The organism is Ferrovibrio sp. (assembly GCF_019636075.1).
Taxonomy (GTDB): Bacteria; Pseudomonadota; Alphaproteobacteria; order Ferrovibrionales; family Ferrovibrionaceae; genus Ferrovibrio.
Genome location: NZ_JAHBYG010000001.1, coordinates 1 through 19448 on the forward strand (window position 1 = coordinate 1; position 19448 = coordinate 19448).

The following is a 19448-nucleotide window of genomic DNA, read 5'->3' on the forward strand; positions in this document are numbered from 1 at the left end:
GCGGCCTCGATGCCTCCTCCACCTTCCTCAACACCAACAATCCGGCAGTGAAGACGCTGCGCGATTTCGGCCCCAAGGATCGCATTGCGGTTCCTTCGGTAAAATCCTCTATCCAGGCGGTGATGCTGCAAATCGCAGTGGAAAAGGAATTCGGCGTTGGCCAGCATGAAAAGCTGGACAGCCTAACCGTGGCCCTGCCGCATCCCGATGCCACGGTGGCCCTGTTGGGCGGCCGTTCGGAAATCACCGCGCATTTCACCACGCCGCCGTTCAACCATCAGCAGCTTGAAAATCCGGCGATCCGCCGCGTCACTTCGTCCTACGAGATTTTCGGTGGCCCCACCACGGTCACGTCGGTTTACACCACCAGCAAATTCCGCAACGCCAACCCCAAAACCTTCCGGGCCGTGTTCGAGGCTTTCCGCGAGGGACACGACCTGATCGCCAAGGATCCGGCGGCCGCGGCACGCATTTTCGTGGACGAGGAAAAATCCAAACTGGGTGAGGGGTGGGTGAGCAAACTGCTGGCCGACCCAACCATCAAGTATACGTTGACCCCGCAAAACACCAGCAAGATTGCCGATTTTCTGTATCGCGTGGGTACGCTGAAAAACAAGCCGGCCGATTGGCGCGATTATTTCTTCGCCGATCTGCACGACGAGAAGGGTAGCTGACCCATGAGCGCGGCAAGCATAGCGGTGTTGCCGCATCCTTTGCTGGCGATCCGGGGTGTTACGGTTCAATACAAGACCGCAGACCGCCTGGTAACCGCCACCCACCGGGTAAGTTTCGATGTGCATTCCGGCGACCGTTTCGTGTTGCTGGGGCCATCGGGTTGCGGCAAATCCACGCTGCTAAAATCGATTGCCGGATTCATCGCACCCACCGAAGGCGAGATTCTGCTAGATGGCGCTTCCGTGCGTCAGCCGGGACCGGATCGTGTGATGGTGTTTCAGGAATTCGACCAGTTGATGCCCTGGAAGACCGTGCGCGAGAATATCGCCTTCCCGCTGGTGGCTAATGGCACCGATCGCAAGCTGGCGCGTGAGAAGGCTGAAAGCTATCTCGCCCGCGTGGGCCTCAGCGGCTTTTCCGAGGCCTACCCGCATACGCTTTCCGGCGGCATGAAGCAGCGCGTGGCGATTGCCCGCGCCATGGCGCTTGAGCCGAAAATCCTGCTGATGGACGAACCTTTCGCCGCGCTCGATGCGCTCACCCGCCGCAAGATGCAGGAAGAATTGCTGCGGCTGTGGGACGATGTCGGCTTCACGCTGTTATTCGTCACCCATTCCATCGAGGAAGCCATTGTGGTGGGCAGCCGTATCCTGCTGCTATCGCCGCATCCGGGCCGTGTGCGCGCCGAGTTGAATGTGCCGTCGCGGCATGGCGAGGCTGGCGGCGAAGCGCAATCGGCGCTTGGCCGGCGCATTCATCATCTGCTGTTCGACGAGGATGATGCGCAAACTGCCGCACAGGCCGGCAAAACCGTATCGAGGCGCGCTCATGGCTAGTCAGGTTTTGCACCGCCAAGCGCCGCTGGAACGCGCGGAATTCATCCGCCCGGTGGCCGAAGTGCCGGCCGATCTGCGTATCGTGCAGACATTGCCATGGTATGAGCGCATCTATGCCCTGGATCCGATCCGCCAATTCAGCCTGCTGCTGATATTGGCGGCGATCTGGCAGGTTTATGCCCTTTGGCTCGATAATAATCTGGTGCTGCCCAGTTTTGGTTCCACCCTGGAAGCCTGGTGGGATTCGGTGGCGCGCGGCCCGTTGCTGTTGCGGGCCTGGACCTCGATCAAGCTTTTGCTGATGGGCTATGCCGCGGGCATTGCGGTGGCCGCCATCCTCACGCTGCTGGCGATATCCACACGGCTGGGCACGGATTTGTTGAATCTGCTGACCGCGATGTTCAATCCGCTGCCGGCGATTGCCTTGCTGCCGCTGGCTTTGCTGTGGTTCGGTCTTGGCGAAAAAAGTCTGATCTTCGTGCTGATTCATGCCGTGCTGTGGCCTTTGGCGCTGAATGCCTATACCGGTTTTCAGGGTGTGAGCGAAACCTTGCGTCTAGCTGGTCAGAGCTTCGGGTTGCGCCATCTGCGCTTCGCTGTGCAAATCCTGATCCCGGCGGCTTTTCCGGCCATTCTCACCGGCTTGAAAATCGGCTGGGCCTTTGCCTGGCGCACACTGATTGCCGCCGAATTGGTGTTTGGCGTGTCGTCGGGTGGCGGCGGCCTTGGCTGGTTTATTTTCGAAAATCGCAATCAGCTCGAAATCCCCACCGTGTTTGCGGGGCTGCTCACCGTCATCGTGATCGGCCTGGCGGTGGAGAGCGTGATCTTTCGCACCATCGAGCGCATCACCGTGCGCCGCTGGGGCATGCAGCGCTAAAGATAGAAGGGAAAATCCATGGGTGCGCTACAGCCTGAATTCGGTTTCGCCTATCGCCATTTCGATGCTCCGCTGGGCGGCGAAATCATCAATCTGGATCTCTCGGCGCCTTTGAGCGACGCGGCATTCGATGCGCTGCGTAAATCCTTCCTGGATGCCCAGGTGCTGGTTTTCCGCAATCAGTTCAATCTCACGCCGCAGCAGCATATTGCTTTCAGCCGGCGGTTCGGCGAATTGCAGATCCACGTTTTGAAGGAATTCCATCTTTCCGGCCACCCGGAAATCCTGGTGGTGTCGAATGTGGTGGAGAATGGCCGGAAGATCGGCCTGGGCGACGCCGGTCGTTATTGGCATTCCGATCTTTCCTACAAGGAAGAGCCTAGCCTGGGCTCTCTGCTGCATGCCCAGGAATTACCGGCCACCGAAGGCGATACGATCTTCGCCAATATGTATCTGGCTTATGAAACGCTGCCAGATCCGATCAAGCAGCGTATCGAAGGCCGCCGTGCCGTGCATTCCTATACGCTGAAATACGATGACCTGCGTGCACGCTCCAATGCCCGCAATGCGCTGACGCCGGAGCAATTGGCTCAGGTGGCGCCGGTTTCCCATCCCATCGTGCGGGTGCATCCCGAAACCGGCCGTAAAGCGCTGTTCGTCAGCGAGGGTTTTGCAGCGCGCATCGAGGGCCTGCCGGAGGGCGAGAGCGACGAATTGCTGAAATTCCTGTTCGCGCATTCCACACGGCCGGAATTTCTCTATCGCCACAAATGGCAGCCAGGCGATCTGCTGTTCTGGGATAACCGTGCCACCATCCATCTTGCGGTTGGCTGTCCGCCCGATCAACGCCGCACTTTGTATCGCACCACAGTGAAGGGCGATAAGCCCGTTTGATCCATTCCCCCGTTGCAAAAAACCGATCCATCAAAATCCATCAAAAGCGGAGTCATCCGATGTCGATCTTCTCGAAGAAAACCACCTGGCGTCTGGCCGGTGTGGGCCTTGGCCTTGCACTCTCGGCGGCGATCATGTCGCTCGCTCAAGCGCAAACTCAGCCCAACACGCTGCTGAACGTGTCTTACGATCCGACGCGCGAACTGTACCAGGATTTCAATGCCGCATTCGCCAAGCATTGGGCGGCCAATAATGGCGGCCAGAAACTGACCATCAACCAGAGCCATGGCGGCTCTGGCAAGCAGGCTCGCTCGGTGATCGACGGCCTGGATGCCGATGTGGTCACCCTGGCGCTGGCCTATGATATCGATGCCGTGGCCGAGCATGGATTGTTGGCCAAGGATTGGCAGAAGCGCTTGCCCGATAATGCTTCGCCATACACCTCCACCATCGTGTTTCTGGTCCGTAAGGGCAATCCGAAGAAAATCAAGGATTGGGACGACTTGATCCGTTCCGATGTCAAGGTGATTACCCCCAATCCGAAAACCTCGGGCGGCGCGCGCTGGAATTATCTGGCTGGCTGGGGCTATGCCGAACGCAAGAATCCCGGCGACAAGGATGCTGGCCGCAAATATGTGCAGGCGTTGTTCAAGAATGTGCCTGTGCTGGATACCGGCGCCCGCGGTGCCTTGATCACGTTCACCACCCGTGGCTTGGGCGATGTGTTTCTGAGTTGGGAAAACGAGGCCTTCCTGGCGGTGAATGAACTGGGCAAGGACAAGTTCGACATCGTGGTGCCGAGCATTTCCATCCTGGCCGAGCCGCCGGTAGCGGTTGTGGACAAGGTGGTTGACAAGCGCGGCAGCCGCAAATTGGCCGAGGAATATCTGAAATTCCTGTATACCCCGGCGGGTCAGGAAATCGCGGCGAAGAATTACTACCGTCCACGCCTGAAGGAAGTAGCCGACAAGCATGCCGGCACCTTCACCAAGGTTGAACTGTTCACCATTGACCAGCAATTCGGTGGCTGGTCGAAGGCGCAGCCGCTGCATTTCGGCGATGGCGGCGTGTTCGATCAGATCTACAAACCCGGCAACTGATCAGGCCAAGCTTCAGGAGGGCTGTCGCGTGAGTGCGTCTATAGTGTCGCGATTGCCTTTCAGGCCCACCCACGGCGTGATACCGGGTTTCGGTATCACGCTTGGTATCACTCTGGCCTGGACGGCGCTGATTGTATTGATCCCGCTGGCCGGATTATTCCTTAAATCCGCCACCCTGGGCTGGGATGCCTTCATCAACACCATCCAGTCGCCCCGTGTGCTGGCTTCGCTTCGGCTCAGCTTCGGCACGGCATTCGCCGCTGCCGTGGTCAATGCCGTGTTCGGCCTGTTGGTGGCCTGGGTTTTGGTGCGATATGAATTTCCCGGCCGCCGCGCGGTGGATGCGTTGGTGGATATTCCCTTCGCGCTGCCCACCGCCATTGCCGGCATAGCGCTCACTGCGCTGTGGGCAGAGAATGGCTGGTTGGGCGCGCCGCTGGCGGCCTTGGGCATCAAGGTGGCCTTCACGCCGCTGGGTATCGTGATGGCACTGGTATTCATCGGCCTGCCTTTCGTGGTGCGCACGGTGCAGCCGGTGCTGCAGGATTTCCATAAGGAATTCGAGGAGGCAGCCGAAAGTCTGGGCGCCACACGCTGGCAGGTATTCTCCCGGGTGATCTGGCCGAGCCTGATGCCGGCCACCATCACCGGTTTTGCCTTGGCGCTGGCGCGCGGCTTGGGTGAATACGGCTCGGTGATTTTCATCGCGGGGAATCTGCCGGGGATTTCCGAAATCGCGCCGTTGCTGGTGGTGATCAAGCTGGAGGAATTCGCCTATGCCGAGGCAACCGCCATCGCTGTGGCGCTGTTGGTGGCATCCTTCCTGCTGCTGTTGCTGATCAATTCGGTACAGCATTGGGCCGAACGCCGCGAGAAGGGGGCTTAAAGTATGGTTGCTATTGCCACTCGACCGGGCCGCGAAGCCTCCCGCCCGGCCAACCGCGTCGGCGGCGTGTTTCTGCGTGGCTTGCTGATAGCGCTGGCATTGGGCTTTCTGGCCATATTCATTGCCTTGCCATTGGTGATCGTGTTTACCGAAGCCTTATCGCGCGGTTGGGATGCGTATGTCGCAGCGTTGGTCGATCCGATCGCGCTGGCGTCCATACGGCTCACCCTGCTCACCGCTGCCATCGTCGTGCCGCTTAATCTGGTCTTCGGCGTCATGGCTGCCTGGGCGATCACCAAATTCGAATTTCGCGGCAAGAGTTTCCTCATCACGCTGATCGATCTGCCGTTTTCGGTATCGCCGGTGATTTCCGGTCTGGTCTTTGTGCTGATGTTCGGTCTGCAGGGCTGGTTCGGGCCCTGGCTGAAAGAGCATGATATCAAAATCATCTTTGCCGTGCCGGGGATTGTGCTGGCTACCATGTTCGTCACCTTCCCCTTTGTGGCGCGCGAACTGATCCCGGTGATGCAGGAGCAGGGCACGCAGGAGGAAGAGGCCGCCATCGTGCTGGGGGCATCCGGCTGGCAGACTTTCTGGCGCGTCACCTTGCCAAATATCAAATGGGGCCTGCTCTATGGCCTGCTGCTTTGCAATGCCCGTGCAATGGGCGAATTCGGCGCGGTATCCGTGGTGTCTGGCCATGTGCGCGGCATCACCAACACCATGCCGTTGCATGTGGAGATTCTGTACAACGAATATAATTTCGTGGCGGCTTTTGCCGTGGCCTCGCTGCTGGCCATGCTGGCTATTGTGACGCTGATCCTGAAAAGCCTGCTGGAATGGCGCCTGCATAAAGTACATCTGTAGTTTTAGGTGTTCCTCCGTTCTGATGCCGGCTTCCCACCCGCTACCGGCACCAGAAATGTAAATGGGGGAATGCAAATGGGGCCGGCATATTGACCGGCCCCATTTCGTTTGTCTGATAAAGTGGATCAACTGCCGGCTTTGCTATGCGCTTCCTCGAATACCAGATCGCGCCAGGTCGGTTTGGCTTGGATCGAGCCGATCCGATGCAGGAAATCTGAAAATTTCTCGAAATTGCGCGGCGCGGTGGAAAAGATGATGTCGGGGTCCTTCAACTGGCTGACCACGAATTCCAGCGGCAGTTTGGAATTGTCGAGCTTGATGAAGATTTTCGCTGCTTCGGTGTGGTTTTCATTGATGAAGCGCGTGGCTTCTTCCAGTGCTGCCACCACTGCCTTATGCACCGTGGGATTAGTGGCGCGGAATTTCTCCGTGGCCCAGATGGCGCTGAACGACGCCGGGCCATCGGTGATGTCGTAGGAGCTCAGCACGCGATGGATTTTGGGATCCTGCAATTGCTGATACTGGAAGGGTGGACTGGTGAAATGCGCGGTGATTTCCGTGCGGCCGGCCAACAGCGCCGCGGTGCCATCAGGATGCGCCAATGAAACCGTCAGGTGGTCCAGGCGATTCTGCTGGCCCGGGCCGAAGGTCTTTTCCGCCGCCATCTGCAGCAGGATGGCTTGTAGCGAAAGCTTGACCGCCGGTACGGCGATGCGATCCTTCTCGGTGAAGTCATGCAGCGATTTGATGGCGGGATTGTTGCTGTTCAGGAAAGCCGGCTGGGCATTCAGGCCGCCCACGGCCTTCACCTTGATATTCGCTCGGGTCTTGTCCCACAGGATGATGAAGGGGGTAACGCCAGCCGCGCCATAATCCACGGTATTGGCAAGCAGGGCGTCGTTGATTGCCGCCGGGCTGCCAAGCGGACGGTAGGTCGCCTTCAGATTCGGCAAACCGAGACTGGCTGCATGTTTTTCGACCAGATTCAATTCCTGCATGACATAAAGTTGCAGATAGCCGAGGCCAAGCTGGCGGGCGAATCGTACTTCGTTCACTTCGTTCGCGGCCAATGCTGGTAAAGCTGGGCCGGCAGACAAAACTGCAGCGCCCAGGCCGAATTGCCTGCGGGTAATTTTCATATCGGTATCTCCATGGAGTGTAGAAACGGGCGGTGGTAAAAGTAGAGCGCTGCCGTTGCTACGGACATTTGGAAATATTGTTGTTTTACATTAGAAAAATTTGGGTATGGGCTGGATGACACAGCATATCGGCATCATCGGCGGCGGGTTGAGCGGCGCAGCCTTTTGCGTGGCCATGCTGCGTATGCCGGCCGAAGACACCACTTTGCACCTGATCGAACCCGAGGAATTGACCGGCGGCGGCATCGCCTACGGCCTGGCCGCGCCCTGGCATAGCCTGAACGTAACCGCAGATCGCGCCAGCCTGTTGCCAGACGACCCCGACCATTGGTGGCAATGGGCTGCGATTCATGGCCCGCAACTCGATTTCCCGCAAACCGCCACGGCCAATGCGGAAAGCTATCTGCCACGCAAACTGTTTGGCATCTATGCGGCGGCCCTGCTGTATGAAGCCGAGATGCGCTCTGCCGGCCCCAGGCTGGTGCGGCATCGCGCCAGGGTGGATGCTTTGTCGCGTCTGGATGGCGGCTTTCGTTTGCGCTTAAGCGACGGACAAACGCTGGATTGCGGCAAGGTGGTGCTTTCGGTGGGATCATTGCCGGTGCCGAGCCTTTGTTTGCCGGGACTGGATGAGGCCTATCGTCTTGGCCGTATATTCGACAATCCCTGGAATCTCGATGCGCTTGCCGGGATTGGAAAATTGCCCGGTATTGGCGGATTGACGGGTGCGCACGGGAAAAGCCGCGTGCTGATTGCCGGTACCGGCCTCACCATGGCGGATACCGTGATGTCGTTGCGCCGGGTTGGTTATGAAGGCGAGATCGTGGCGATTTCGCGCCATGGCGTGGTGCCTGCGCCGCGCAGCGCGGCACGTCCTGGCGAACCGGTGGTGAATGCTCAGGCCCGGCCGCTGCGGCTATCCAGGCTGTTGCATCAACTGCGGCAGAGCAGCCGGCAATCTCCGAGCGGCGATTGGCAGGAAGTATTCGAATCGCTGCGCCCGATCACGCGCAGCCTGTGGGAGAACCTGGATGACGATGCGCGCCGCCGCTTTGTGCGCCATGGCCGCACATTCTGGGATGCCCATCGTTTCCGTATGCCGCCGGAAACCGCTGCGGAATTGCAGGCCGATCAGCAAGCCGGTCGGCTGCATGTGGTGAAGGGCCGCTTTATCGGTGTTGCCGCGCGCGATGATGGCCTGGCCGTGGATATGCGCCGGCGGTTTGCAGCGGATAGCGAAACCCTGCAAGCCGATGCGCTGATTCTATGCACCGGGCCACGGCAGGATGATGCCGAAGCCGTGCTGTTGCGCGACATGCAGCAGGCAGGCCTGATCCGTCCCGATGCTTCCGGCATGGGCCTGGATGCCGATCCCGATGGGCAGATGCTTGATGCGGATGGTAAGGCCGTGCCGGGCTTGTATTCGCTGGGTCCGCCTTTGCGCGGTATGCGCCTGGAATGCACGGCGATCACCGATATTAGAAATCAGGCCGTCGATCTGGCGCAACTGATGGCTACACAATCGCGTTAAACGCGCCTTCATGCCGAGGGCTTCTCGGTTGATCGGAAATATTTCTGTTGGCAATCCAGATCGGTTCCGTGTAAATCGCCTCAGGATACGAGCAGCAACATGAGAAGGCTGCCGAGTGGGAGGATGATGTGGCGGAAAGCATTCTGGAGGCAGACGGCCTCACCAAGCAGTTCGGCGGCTTCAAGGCGGTGTCGAATGTATCGCTGGCAATCAAGCGCGGCACCATTCACGCGCTGATCGGGCCCAACGGCGCCGGCAAGACCACCTGCTTCAACCTGATCACCAAATTCATGGCGCCCAGTGCCGGTGCCATCCGCTTCAAGGGGCGCGATATAACCAATTTGGGCGCCGATGCGGTTGCGCGGCTTGGGTTGGTGCGTTCGTTCCAGATTTCCGCGGTATTTTCCAACCTCACGGTACTGGAGAATGTGCGCCTGGCGGTGCAGCGCCGGCGTGGCGCTTCATTCGATTTCTGGCGCAGCAATCAGGTGTTGCGTGCGCTGGAGCCGCGTGCGCGTGAGCTGATCGCGGCGGTGGGCATGGAAGACGTGGCCGATGTGACGGCATCGGAGCTTTCCTATGGCCGCAAACGCGCCCTGGAACTGGCAACAACCCTGGCGCTGGAGCCGGAAGTGATGCTGCTGGACGAGCCGATGGCCGGCATGGGGCATGAGGATGTGGGGCGCATCACCGCGCTGATCCGCAAAGTGGCCCAGGGCCGCACGGTGCTGATGGTGGAGCATAATCTTGGCGTAGTGGCCGATCTTTGTGATCGCATCACGGTGTTGACCCGTGGCGAAGTGTTGGCCGAGGGCGATTACGCCACGGTTTCGAAGGATTCGCGGGTGATCGAAGCCTATATCGGAGCGGCCGGCCATGCCTGATACGATGTTGGAAATCCGCGATTTGCAGGCCTGGTATGGCCAAAGCCATATCCTGCATGGGGTGAATCTTTCGGTGCGGCGGGGCGAGTTGGTCACCCTGCTGGGCCGCAATGGCGCGGGCAAATCCACCACCTTGAAGGCCATCATGGGCACAGTGCCCCGGCGCAGCGGCTCGATCCGTTTCGAGGGCACCGAGATCATTGCCGCGCCGTCGCATGAAATCGCCCGGCTTGGCATCGGCTTTTGCCCGGAAGATCGCGGCATTTATGCTTCGCTGGATGTGCAGGAAAACCTGCTGCTGCCGCCAGTGGTGCGGCCGGGTGGCATGAGTGTGGAAATGGTGTTGGATCTGTTTCCCAATCTCCGCGAGCGTTTCAAGAGCCCTGGTATGAAGCTTTCCGGCGGCGAACAGCAGATGCTGGCGATCGGCCGCATTTTGCGCACGGGTGCACCGCTGCTGCTCTTGGATGAACCCACCGAGGGCCTGGCGCCGGTGGTGGTGGAGCAGATCGGCGGGGTGATCCGCCGCTTGAAGGCAGCGGGCTTTACCATCCTGATGGTGGAGCAGAATGTGCGCTTTGCCAGCACGGTTGCCGACAGGCATTACGTGATGGAGCGCGGCCAGATCGTGGAAACCCTTGAAAATGCCGATATGCATGGCGATTTCGAGCGCGTAGTGGGCCTTTTAGGCGTCTGAATCGCGGCCTTGATTGCGCCGGTTACGGAAATGCGAAGGCCGGAATCCCGTCATCCGCTTGAAGGTGTTGGAGAAAGCGAAGGGATTCTGGTAGCCAACTTGCAGCGCCACATCCTCGATTTTGGTTGATGTGGTGGCCAGCCGATGCGCGGCATGCTGGATACGCAAATAGGTGAGCTGTTGCATCGGGCTGCGGCCCAGGCTGGCCTGGCACAGGCGGCGCAGATGCTCGCCGCTGATATTGGCCAGCCGCGCCAACGAACTTACGGTCCAGTCGCGGCCCAGATCGGTGCGTACTTTTTCCCATAATGCCCGCAGCCTGTCTTCGCGCTGCAATGGCTCGGCAAAGCGGTTTATGTAATGCTCGATCAAGTCGATCCACAGCATTGCCGAGCCTGAATTGGCCTGGCTCTGCACTTCCTGATACAGGCCCAGAATTGCATGCCGCAGCGGTTCGGCATCGAATTGCCGCATCACCGGCGCCATGAAGCCGATAGCCGAACGCGGCGATTGCGGCATATAGCGCACCCAGCAATATTGCCAGCGTTTGGAAGGGATGGCGTGAAAGGCATGCAGCACATGAGCCGGCGCCAGCGATACCATGCCGGCGCGATGCGGGCGCCAGCGCCCATCCAGCAGGATGCGGCCCTCGCCGCCAAGGCTGGCATGCACATAGGTGCCGCTCAGGTGGGTTCTGACAATGCGATAGGGTGCGGCGGCATCGCCCACGCCGACATGCGAAATTTCCCGCGTGGCCAGCGCGCTGCATTCCTCCGCACGCACCATAAGTTGATGCGTGTTGCGACCGACAATGTGTGTTTCAGATAGGTTCTCGTGTAAACTACCCATGTTAAAACTTTCCTGGTATCGGATAGAGTGGAAAACAATAATAACCGGGAAGTAGTAACAATGGGAGGAATTCATGCAAAACACTCTGCGAGTGGCGGTTGCGGCCGCTTCGATGCTGGCTTTGGGAGCAGGTAGCGCTGCTGCCCAGGTTTCCGATGATGTTGTGCGTATCGGCGTGCTCGCCGATATGTCGGGCATCTACAACGATCTCTCCGGCAAGGGCGCCGTCGAGGCCGTGAAGATGGCCGCCGAGGATTTCGGCGGCAACGTGTTGGGCAAGAAGATCGATGTGATCTTTGCCGACCATCTGAACAAGCCCGATGTGGGCGCCGCCAAGGCGCGCGAATGGTTCGACACCGGAGGGGTGGACCTGATCAACGATTTGGCCAATTCCGGCGTGGCGCGTGCCGTTGCTGCCGTGGCCAAGGAAAAGAAGCGCCATATCATCGTGAATGGCGCCTCCAATATGGGCATCACCAACGAACTTTGTTCGCCCTATGCCATCCATTATGCCTACGATGCCTATTCGCTGGCGCATGGCACCGGCAAGGCCGTGGTGGAGCAGGGCGGCAAGAGCTGGTTCTTCCTCACCGTCGACTTCGCCTTCGGCATCGGCCTGGAACAGCAGGTGTCGGATGTGGTGCGGGCCAACAAGGGCCGCGTCGTCGGCGCCGCCCGCCATCCGCTCGCCACCACCGATTTCTCCTCCTACATCCTGCAGGCGCAGGCCTCGAAGGCGGAAATCATCGGCGTGGCTTCCACCGGCGCGGATGCGGTCAACGCCATCAAGGCGGCAGCCGAGTTCGGCGCCACCAAGAACCAGAAGCTGGCGGCTTTGCTGCTCTGGATCGAGGATGTGCATTCGCTCGGCCTGCAGACCGCCCAGGGGCTGATGCTGACCAATGCCTGGTATTGGGACATGAACGACGAGACGCGCAAATTCGCCAAGCGCTTCTATGATCGTGTCGGCAAGATGCCCAATATGGCGCAGGCGGCCGATTATTCCTCCACCATGTTCTATCTGAACGCGGTCAAGGCAGCCGGCACCGACAATGCCGACAAGGTCTCGGCCAAGATGCGCGAAATGACGGTGAGCGACATGTTCACCAAAAGCGGCAAGGTGCGCGTGGATGGCCGTTTCATGCACGACATGTATCTCTGGCAGGTGAAATCTCCGGCTGAATCCAAGGCAGCGTGGGATTATCTGAAGCCGGTTGCCACGATTCCGGCCGAACAGGCTTTCCAGCCGCTGGCCGATAGCAAGTGCGACTTGGTGAAGAAGTAACCGCTTAGATGACATTCCAGGTCGGCTTGCCTGTCTGGCAACCGGCCTGGAATGCATTTTTTGTAGCCGATCTTCTAGTGAATCCGTCTTTGCAGTGGAGTAACCAGGCCGAATGGAAATCTTCGGTATTCCGCATCAGGCATTCCTCGGCCAGATCATGCTCGGCTTGGTCAATGGGGCATTTTATGCCGTGCTCAGCCTGGGCCTTGCCATCATCTTTGGTCTGCTCCGCATTGTGAATTTTGCCCATGGTGCGTTTTTCATGGTGGGCGCCTTCGTGGCTTTCCTGATCGGTCGCGATCTTGGCATCGGCTATTGGCCTGCCATGATCCTGGTGCCGCTGATTGTCGGTTTTCTTGGCGTGGTGTTCGAGCGTGTGGCCTTGCGCCGCATCTATCGGCTTGATCCGCTCTATGGCCTGCTGCTTACCTTCGGCATGGTGCTGGTGTTGGAAGGCGGTTTCCGCGTTGCCATGGGGTCTTCCGGCCAGCGCTTTGCCACGCCGGAGGCATTGCGTGGCGTTTGGAATCTGGGATTCATGATTTTACCGATCTATCGCGCCTTCGTGATTCTGGTGGCGGTTGTGGTGTGCGCCGGCACCTGGATCGTGATCGAGAAAACCCGCATGGGTGCCTATCTGCGGGCCGCCACCGAGCGCCCGGAACTGACCCAGGCTTTCGGCATCAATGTCCCGGTATTGCTCACGCTCACCTATGGCGCGGGTGTAGCTTTGGCCGGTTTTGCCGGTGTGTTGGCCGCGCCGATCCAGCAAGTCAGTCCGTCGATGGGCTCCGATCTGGTGATCATCGTTTTCGCCATCGTGGTGATCGGCGGGCTTGGTTCCGTATTCGGCTCGGCGATTACCGGCCTGGGCCTTGGCGTGATCGAGGGCCTGACCAAGGTGTATTATTCCGAAGCCTCAACCACGGTGGTGTTTCTGGTGATGGCGCTGGTGCTGCTGTTGCGTCCGGCCGGCCTGTTCGGGCGGGAGGAGGGCTGATGGTTGCGTTGCTGCTTTCGCCCGCCATCAAGCGCAGCCTGCTGGCCTTGTTGCTGGCCGCCCTGGTGGCGGTGCCTTTCGTGCCGGAAATCATCTATCCGATTTTCGTGATGAAGGTGATGTGCTTTGTGTTGTTTGCCTGCGCCTTCAATCTGTTGCTGGGACATACCGGCATCGTGTCGTTCGGCCATGCTGCCTTCTTCGGCTCCTCGGCCTATATCACCGGCTATGCCCTGCGCGATATGGGGTTGAGCACGGAGATTGCCATCCTTGCGGGGGTGCTGTTCTCGGCGTTGCTAGGCGCGGTGTTTGGCGTGTTGGCAATCCGTCGCCAGGGCATCTATCTGGCCATGATCACGCTGGCATTGGCGCAGATGGTGTATTTCACTTTTTTGCAGGCGCCTTTTACCGGTGCGGAAGACGGCATGCAGCCGATCCCGCGCGGTAAGCTGCTCGGCCTGATCGATATGAATAGCGATCTATCGCTTTATTTCTTGGTGCTGGCCAGCACTTGCGGCGGGTTATGGCTGATCCACCGCATCGTGAATTCACCTTTCGGCGAGGTGTTGCGCGCAATCCGCGAACACGAGCCGCGCGCCCGGTCGCTGGGGTATGCGGTCAATCGTTACAAGATCATGGCCTTTGCGCTGTCGGCCGGCTTGTCGGGCTTGGCCGGTTCGCTGAAATGCGTGGTGTTCCGTCTGGCATCGTTGACCGACGTGCATTGGCATTTGTCTGGCGACGTAATCCTGATGACCCTGCTGGGCGGCATGAATTCCGTTTTCGGCCCAGCCATCGGCGCGATCATCATCTCGGCACTGCGCCATTATTTCGATGCTTTAGGCGCCTGGGTCACGGTTGCGGTGGGCCTGATCTTCATTGCCTGCGTGCTGTTATTCCGCCGCGGCGTGCTCGGCGAAATCGATCATCTGCTTGCCACGCGGTTTGCGTCGCGGCGTATTGTTAAGGAACAGAAGAATGCCCAGATTTGAACGCGCAGCCATTGTGCAACGCTTCCAAGACATGATCCGGCGTGGCGAACCGATCATCGGCGGCGGTGCCGGCACCGGCATCTCGGCGAAATGCGAGGAAGCGGGCGGGATCGACCTGATCATCGTCTATAATTCCGGCCGCTATCGTATGGCCGGCCGCGCCTCCTCGGCAGGCTTGCTGGCCTATGGCAATGCCAACGATATCGTGGTGGAGATGGCCGGCGAAATCCTGCCGGTCTGCAAGAAAACGCCGGTGATTGCCGGCGTAAACGGTACGGATCCCTTCGTGATCATGCCGGTATTCCTGAAGAAGCTGAAGGAACTGGGCTTTTCGGGCGTGCAGAATTTCCCCACCGTCGGCATCATCGACGGTACCTTCCGCATCAGCCTGGAAGAAACCGGCATCAACTTCTCCAGCGAGATCGATATGATCCGCCAGGCCCATGAACTGGATCTGCTGACCACACCTTATGTGTTTTCCGCCGACGAAGCGGTGGAGATGGCCAAGGCCGGAGCCGATATCATCGTGCCGCATATGGGGGTGACCACCGGTGGCAGCATCGGCGCCACCACGGCAAAAACCCTGGAGCAATCGGTAAAACTGATCGATGAATGGGCCGAGGCGGCGCGGCATGTGCGCAAGGATGTGATCATCATTGCCCATGGCGGGCCGGTTTCCTCGCCCGAGGATGTCGACTTTGTGTTGCGAAACAGCCACCATTGTAACGGTTTCTATGGCGCCAGCAGCGTAGAGCGGCTGCCGGTCGAAACCGCGATTACCAATCATATAAAAAGCTTCAAGGGCCTGGCCTCATTGAAGCAAAAGGGAGGGAAGTGACAATGGCACGCGTCTATATCAGCGCCGTGATGGATATTCCGCTGGAGGAGGCCTGGGCTGTTCTGCGCGATTTCAACGCCTTGCCGGTCTATCACCCGTTCTTTTCCAAGAGCGAGATCGAGGGCGGCAAGCCTTCCGACCAGATCGGCTGCGTGCGCGATTTCTATACCCATGAGGGCGGCCATATCCGCGAGGAATTGCTTACCCTTTCAGATCGCGAGCATGTTTGCGCCTATCGCATCCTGGAAGCCACTCTGCCGGTGCAGAATTACGTTGCCGAGATGCGGCTGAAGCCGATCACCGAGGGCAACAAAACCTTCGGCGAATGGTGGGCCGAATACGATGTGGCGCCGGCCGATGCCGCCAGCGTGCATCAGACCGTGAGCGACACTTTCCGGTTCGCCTTCGAGGGCGCGGTGAAAGTGGCCAACAAGAAGAAAAGCCGATAGCTGGCACCGCCATGGCTGGCACAGCCTATGTGATTGGCACATTCGACACCAAAGCCGCTGAACTGAATTATGTGGCGGGGTTGTTGCGCGCCGCGAATCTGCCGGTTGTAACGGTGGATGTGGGCACCCACATGCCGGCGGCGGATGCCGATTACAGCGCCGAAGCGGTTGCCGATTATCACCCCCAGGGCCGAACGGCCGTGCTGAATCTGGGTGATCGGGGTGCGGCCGTCACTGCCATGACGCAGGCTTTGCTGGGGTTCATGGCGGCGCGCCGGGATGTCGGTGGTATGCTCGGGCTTGGCGGCTCGGGCGGAACATCGATCATCGCGCCGGCCATGCGGGGGCAGCCGATCGGCCTGCCCAAGCTGATGGTTTCCACATTGGCTGCCGGCGATGTCGGGCCTTTTGTGGGTGTGCACGATATCACGATGATGTATCCGGTCACCGATATATCCGGCCTAAACCGTCTGTCTCGCGTGATCCTGGGCAATGCGGCCCATGCCCTGGCCGGCATGATGCGCCATGCCGTGCCCGTGCAGGCCGATAGCCGGCCGGCTTTGGGTTTCAGCATGTTCGGCGTCACCACGCCCTGCATCCAGCAACTCACGGCGCGGCTGAGCAACGATTTCGAATGTCAGGTATTTCATGCCAATGGACCTGGCGGGCGGTCGCTGGAGGCGATTGCCGGGGCCGGCCTGCTGCAGGGCATGGTGGATATCACCACCACCGAGGCGGCGGATCATCTGCTGGGCGGCGTGTGCACGGCGGGGCCGGAGCGTTTCGATGTGGTGGCCCGAACCGGCATTCCCTGGGTGGGCTCCTGCGGCGCGCTGGATATGGTCAATTTCTGGGCGCCGGAAACCATTCCCTCGCAGTATAGCGGCCGTTTGTTTCACGCCCATAATGCCAATGTCACCCTGATGCGCACAACCGCGGAAGAATTGCAGCGGATCGCGGCCTGGATATCGGCCAAGTTGAATGCATCCTCGGGGCCGGTGCGCCTGCTGCTGCCTGAGGGCGGCACATCTATGCTGGATGCGCCGGGGCAGAAATTCCACGACCCGGCGGCCAACGCTGCGCTGTTTGCCGCTTTCGAGCGGCATTTCCTGGTTTCCGATAGCCATAAGCTGATCCGGGTGCCGCATCATATAAACGAGCCCGCCTTTGTCGGCGTGGCGGAACAGCATGTCCGCGCAGTGATGGCCCGGGCCTGAAAATAGCGCCGCAATAGGCCGGGTTTTGCCCTGCCATTGCCTGATAGCCCGTCGCTAAACTAATATCGCCGCCAGACCGTTATGCGGGCGGGCACGGCTTCCTTGTTTTTTGTCGCCTACCCAAGGCCTTTGAACCAGTGGATTGGGTATGCTCGACATCGGCACCAGCGTTTTGATGATCACGCTTACCCTGTTGTTGCAGGGTTGCGTGTTTCTGGTGGTCTGGCTGACGCAACGGCAGTTGCCTATCATCAAGTATTTTGCCGCTGGCTTCCTGTGCTACGGCATTGCGATGCTGTTGCTGATCTTTCGTGGCCTCTTCAGCGGATTTGTCAACCTCAACATCATAGCCCATAACGTTATCATCACGGCAGCCAGCGCTTTGGTGGTATATGGCCTGGGCAGGCTGCTCAATCAATCGGGATTTCCGCGCATCCTGATTGCCTGCGTCGCATTCACGGCCGTATTCTGGCCTATCACCATGCTGATCGATCCGGATAATGTCGGGCTGCGGGTGCTGGCGAGCAATGCTCTCGGGATTATCATATCGATTGCCATCTTCGTAATTCTGTTGCGCGATATAAGCCAGCCGCGATTGATCCGATGGATCGGCCTGGCAGTGATAACCATACAATTTTGTGCACTTGTTTTGCGCAGCGCCATCACCATTCAGCTGATGTATGGGCGCGGCGGCTCGAACGAAGCGATCCTTCAAGGTTGGTATTATTTCTTTTTCCACTTCGTCATGAGCTGCATGTTTCTGGTCGTTCTCGGGATGGTCGGATATCGCCTGCAGGCCGATTTGCATGCGCGTAACAATGCCCTGTCTCTCGAGGTCGAGGAACGCAAACAGCTTCAAGAGATGGCGTCGAAAGCCCTTGAGGCGGAAAAATCCGCGCGTAAGGAACAGCGCCAGCTGTTGCGCATGGTGACGCATGAATTCCGCACGCCTTTGAGTATTATCGACCGTTCCGCCGAGATGATCGATGTGGTAACCGAAAAATCTCTGCCGGCGGTTACGCAGCGTGTAGAGACCATTCATGGCGCGGTACAGCGCCTGGTGCGCTTCACCGAGCGGTTTCTGGCGACGGATCGGCACGAAAAGGGTGTGGTTCAGCCTGAGGAGGTGATGCAGCCGGACCTGATTGCCAGGGTGCGGGAGCATTTCGACGGCCTGGATGATGCCGCGCGATTGCACTTCTCGCTCGCGCCGGACTTTCCGCACTATTACGGCGACCTTCAGATGCTTGCCACGGCGTTGATCAATCTGATCGACAATGCGCTCAAGTATTCGCCAGAGAATGCGGCAATAGATGTAACCGTGTCGTGGCAGGCGGATGAGATTGTGCTGTCGGTAAGGGATCGCGGGATCGGTATCCCGGAGGAAGAGGCTTCGTCCATCGGCAGCCGTTTCTTTCGTGCATCGAATACGGCGGCGGCAACCGGCACTGGGCTCGGGCTTTACAACACGCGCCGATTGCTGGATTTTCATAACGGTCGGCTTGCTCTGCGGCCGGCGCCGGGCGGTGGGACGATCGCTACGATATACCTGCCGTTGCCCGGCATTCCATTGCACAACCCTACCGTATCGGCATGAACCGTATCTTAGTTGTCGAAGACGAACCGGCATTGCGCCAGGATCTCGTGGAGTATCTCTCCTTGCTGGGATATGCCAGCAAGGGTGTTGCCAGCTGCCGCGAATTGATCGAGGTGCTGGATGCCGAAGCCGCCCCCGATGTCGTCATCCTCGATGTCGGGTTGTCTGACGGCAGCGGCTTCGACATGGCGCGGGATATACGCGGTCGCTGCGATTGCGGCGTGATCATGCTGACAGCCCTGGGCGAGCGAGAAGATCGCATCACGGGCTTCGACAGCGGCGCCGATCTATATTTGGTGAAACCGGCCTCGTTGCAGGAAATCCGTGCCGGCGTGCAAAGCCTGCTGCGCCGCTTGTCGAATCCGGCCAAGCCCGGCCTCAATGAGGCAGGCACGTGGTGCCTCAATACGGTCGATTGGCACTTGGCGGCGCCAGGCGGAAAAGCAATCAAGCTGACGGCAACGGAATTGTCTTTTCTGACTGCACTTTTCGAACGCGTCGGCCAACCCTGCTCCCGGGATTGGCTGGCGCAGGCAATTGTCCGGCCGCAGGCTGCCGCGGATTTTCGCAATCTGGATACTGTTGTTAACCGACTGCGCCGTAAAATTCGGCAGGCGGCAGAAACCGACCCGCCGATCAAAATGATATATGGTCAGGGCTATATATTCAGCGCGCCGTGTCGAATTGAGCCATGACTACGGCATAATTCCGTCCGCCTGAAAGATTCTGAAAGATTCGGCGAGAATTGAATTGTTGCTGCTGCTGAATGCAGGGGGATAGTTTGGCCAAAAGTCGTTGGCCAATGCCGAGTTCCCCATGAGTGCACGTACAA

Annotated in this window: 19 protein-coding genes and 1 pseudogene; 18 read left to right on the forward strand and 2 right to left on the reverse strand. The window is 59.2% G+C overall.

Translation table 11 applies throughout. The features are described 5' to 3' along the window. The 7 genes and pseudogenes from KF827_RS00005 to cysW all read left to right on the forward strand — a co-directional run. Positions 1–674: pseudogene (locus tag KF827_RS00005) on the forward strand (ABC transporter substrate-binding protein); the annotation flags it as partial. A gap of 3 nt (positions 675–677) precedes the next feature. Continuing rightward, complete coding sequence (locus tag KF827_RS00010; protein WP_290997707.1) at positions 678–1511, forward strand: ABC transporter ATP-binding protein; 834 nt, start codon at positions 678–680, stop codon at positions 1509–1511. Then, positions 1504–2391: an ABC transporter permease gene (locus KF827_RS00015; RefSeq protein ID WP_290997710.1), complete on the forward strand. Its 888-nt coding sequence runs from the start codon at positions 1504–1506 to the stop codon at positions 2389–2391. Before KF827_RS00010 ends, KF827_RS00015 begins: the two co-directional genes overlap by 8 nt. Positions 2392–2409: 18 nt before the next feature. After that, complete coding sequence (locus KF827_RS00020; protein WP_290997713.1) at positions 2410–3285, forward strand: TauD/TfdA family dioxygenase; 876 nt, start codon at positions 2410–2412, stop codon at positions 3283–3285. Positions 3286–3344: 59 nt separating this feature from the next. Further along, positions 3345–4385, forward strand: a complete 1041-nt coding sequence (locus KF827_RS00025; RefSeq protein ID WP_290997717.1) for a sulfate ABC transporter substrate-binding protein — start codon at positions 3345–3347, stop codon at positions 4383–4385. Between the two features lie 28 nt (positions 4386–4413). Further along, on the forward strand, positions 4414–5271 hold the full coding sequence (cysT, locus tag KF827_RS00030) for a sulfate ABC transporter permease subunit CysT (protein ID WP_290997720.1): 858 nt from the start codon (positions 4414–4416) through the stop codon (positions 5269–5271). A gap of 3 nt (positions 5272–5274) precedes the next feature. After that, positions 5275–6138 carry a sulfate ABC transporter permease subunit CysW gene (gene cysW, locus KF827_RS00035; protein WP_290997723.1) on the forward strand — a complete coding sequence of 288 codons (864 nt, stop codon included), beginning with the start codon at positions 5275–5277 and terminating at the stop codon, positions 6136–6138. Between the two features lie 125 nt (positions 6139–6263). Here the strand turns inward: cysW and KF827_RS00040 are convergent, their stop codons facing one another. Further along, positions 6264–7277, reverse strand: coding sequence for an ABC transporter substrate-binding protein (locus KF827_RS00040; RefSeq protein ID WP_290997726.1), 1014 nt, complete (start codon positions 7275–7277; stop codon positions 6264–6266). Positions 7278–7392: 115 nt separating this feature from the next. Between KF827_RS00040 and KF827_RS00045 the strand changes: the two genes are divergently transcribed. From KF827_RS00045 to KF827_RS00055, 3 genes are all read left to right on the forward strand, one after another. Next, complete coding sequence (locus KF827_RS00045; protein ID WP_290997730.1) at positions 7393–8808, forward strand: FAD/NAD(P)-binding protein; 1416 nt, start codon at positions 7393–7395, stop codon at positions 8806–8808. Between the two features lie 128 nt (positions 8809–8936). Next, the gene (locus KF827_RS00050) at positions 8937–9692 is read left to right on the forward strand and encodes an ABC transporter ATP-binding protein (RefSeq protein ID WP_290997734.1); all 756 of its coding nucleotides are present in this window, start codon (positions 8937–8939) and stop codon (positions 9690–9692) included. Continuing rightward, a complete protein-coding gene (locus tag KF827_RS00055; RefSeq protein ID WP_290997737.1) occupies positions 9685–10389 on the forward strand; it encodes an ABC transporter ATP-binding protein in 705 nt (234 codons plus the stop codon). Before KF827_RS00050 ends, KF827_RS00055 begins: the two co-directional genes overlap by 8 nt. Here KF827_RS00055 and KF827_RS00060 read toward each other — a convergent pair. Then, positions 10378–11175: an AraC family transcriptional regulator gene (locus KF827_RS00060; protein ID WP_290997740.1), complete on the reverse strand. Its 798-nt coding sequence runs from the start codon at positions 11173–11175 to the stop codon at positions 10378–10380. The genes KF827_RS00055 and KF827_RS00060 overlap by 12 nt on opposite strands. 136 nt (positions 11176–11311) lie before the next feature. Here KF827_RS00060 and KF827_RS00065 point away from each other — a divergent pair, with 136 nt between their 5' ends. The 8 genes from KF827_RS00065 to KF827_RS00100 all read left to right on the forward strand — a co-directional run bounded on the left by KF827_RS00065 (position 11312) and on the right by KF827_RS00100 (position 19311). After that, on the forward strand, positions 11312–12523 hold the full coding sequence (locus tag KF827_RS00065; RefSeq protein WP_290997743.1) for an ABC transporter substrate-binding protein: 1212 nt from the start codon (positions 11312–11314) through the stop codon (positions 12521–12523). Positions 12524–12635: 112 nt separating this feature from the next. Next, positions 12636–13523: a branched-chain amino acid ABC transporter permease gene (locus KF827_RS00070; protein WP_290997748.1), complete on the forward strand. Its 888-nt coding sequence runs from the start codon at positions 12636–12638 to the stop codon at positions 13521–13523. Then, positions 13523–14515: a branched-chain amino acid ABC transporter permease gene (locus KF827_RS00075; RefSeq protein WP_290997751.1), complete on the forward strand. Its 993-nt coding sequence runs from the start codon at positions 13523–13525 to the stop codon at positions 14513–14515. Before KF827_RS00070 ends, KF827_RS00075 begins: the two co-directional genes overlap by 1 nt. Further along, positions 14502–15353 carry a phosphoenolpyruvate hydrolase family protein gene (locus KF827_RS00080; protein WP_290997755.1) on the forward strand — a complete coding sequence of 284 codons (852 nt, stop codon included), beginning with the start codon at positions 14502–14504 and terminating at the stop codon, positions 15351–15353. Before KF827_RS00075 ends, KF827_RS00080 begins: the two co-directional genes overlap by 14 nt. A 2-nt stretch (positions 15354–15355) precedes the next feature. After that, positions 15356–15802, forward strand: coding sequence for an SRPBCC family protein (locus KF827_RS00085; protein ID WP_290997758.1), 447 nt, complete (start codon positions 15356–15358; stop codon positions 15800–15802). 11 nt (positions 15803–15813) lie between these two features. After that, entirely contained in the window at positions 15814–17019 is a 1206-nt protein-coding gene (locus KF827_RS00090) for a Tm-1-like ATP-binding domain-containing protein (protein ID WP_290997761.1), read from the forward strand. 148 nt (positions 17020–17167) lie between these two features. Continuing rightward, entirely contained in the window at positions 17168–18616 is a 1449-nt protein-coding gene (locus KF827_RS00095; protein ID WP_290997764.1) for a HAMP domain-containing sensor histidine kinase, read from the forward strand. Next, positions 18613–19311 carry a response regulator transcription factor gene (locus KF827_RS00100; protein ID WP_290997767.1) on the forward strand — a complete coding sequence of 233 codons (699 nt, stop codon included), beginning with the start codon at positions 18613–18615 and terminating at the stop codon, positions 19309–19311. The genes KF827_RS00095 and KF827_RS00100 overlap by 4 nt, the downstream gene beginning before the upstream one ends. The last annotated feature ends 137 nt before the right edge of the window (positions 19312–19448 follow it).

Coding starts and splice junctions, on each gene's coding strand:
- KF827_RS00010 (WP_290997707.1), top strand. CDS start 678: ATGAGCGCGGCAAGCATAGCGGTGTTGCCGCATCCTTTGCTGGCGATC.
- KF827_RS00015 (WP_290997710.1), top strand. CDS start 1,504: ATGGCTAGTCAGGTTTTGCACCGCCAAGCGCCGCTGGAACGCGCGGAA.
- KF827_RS00020 (WP_290997713.1), top strand. CDS start 2,410: ATGGGTGCGCTACAGCCTGAATTCGGTTTCGCCTATCGCCATTTCGAT.
- KF827_RS00025 (WP_290997717.1), top strand. CDS start 3,345: ATGTCGATCTTCTCGAAGAAAACCACCTGGCGTCTGGCCGGTGTGGGC.
- cysW (WP_290997723.1), top strand. CDS start 5,275: ATGGTTGCTATTGCCACTCGACCGGGCCGCGAAGCCTCCCGCCCGGCC.
- KF827_RS00040 (WP_290997726.1), bottom strand. CDS start 7,277: ATGAAAATTACCCGCAGGCAATTCGGCCTGGGCGCTGCAGTTTTGTCT.
- KF827_RS00045 (WP_290997730.1), top strand. CDS start 7,393: ATGACACAGCATATCGGCATCATCGGCGGCGGGTTGAGCGGCGCAGCC.
- KF827_RS00055 (WP_290997737.1), top strand. CDS start 9,685: ATGCCTGATACGATGTTGGAAATCCGCGATTTGCAGGCCTGGTATGGC.
- KF827_RS00060 (WP_290997740.1), bottom strand. CDS start 11,175: ATGGTGCGTGCGGAGGAATGCAGCGCGCTGGCCACGCGGGAAATTTCG.
- KF827_RS00065 (WP_290997743.1), top strand. CDS start 11,312: ATGCAAAACACTCTGCGAGTGGCGGTTGCGGCCGCTTCGATGCTGGCT.
- KF827_RS00070 (WP_290997748.1), top strand. CDS start 12,636: ATGGAAATCTTCGGTATTCCGCATCAGGCATTCCTCGGCCAGATCATG.
- KF827_RS00075 (WP_290997751.1), top strand. CDS start 13,523: ATGGTTGCGTTGCTGCTTTCGCCCGCCATCAAGCGCAGCCTGCTGGCC.
- KF827_RS00080 (WP_290997755.1), top strand. CDS start 14,502: ATGCCCAGATTTGAACGCGCAGCCATTGTGCAACGCTTCCAAGACATG.
- KF827_RS00085 (WP_290997758.1), top strand. CDS start 15,356: ATGGCACGCGTCTATATCAGCGCCGTGATGGATATTCCGCTGGAGGAG.
- KF827_RS00090 (WP_290997761.1), top strand. CDS start 15,814: ATGGCTGGCACAGCCTATGTGATTGGCACATTCGACACCAAAGCCGCT.
- KF827_RS00095 (WP_290997764.1), top strand. CDS start 17,168: ATGCTCGACATCGGCACCAGCGTTTTGATGATCACGCTTACCCTGTTG.
- KF827_RS00100 (WP_290997767.1), top strand. CDS start 18,613: ATGAACCGTATCTTAGTTGTCGAAGACGAACCGGCATTGCGCCAGGAT.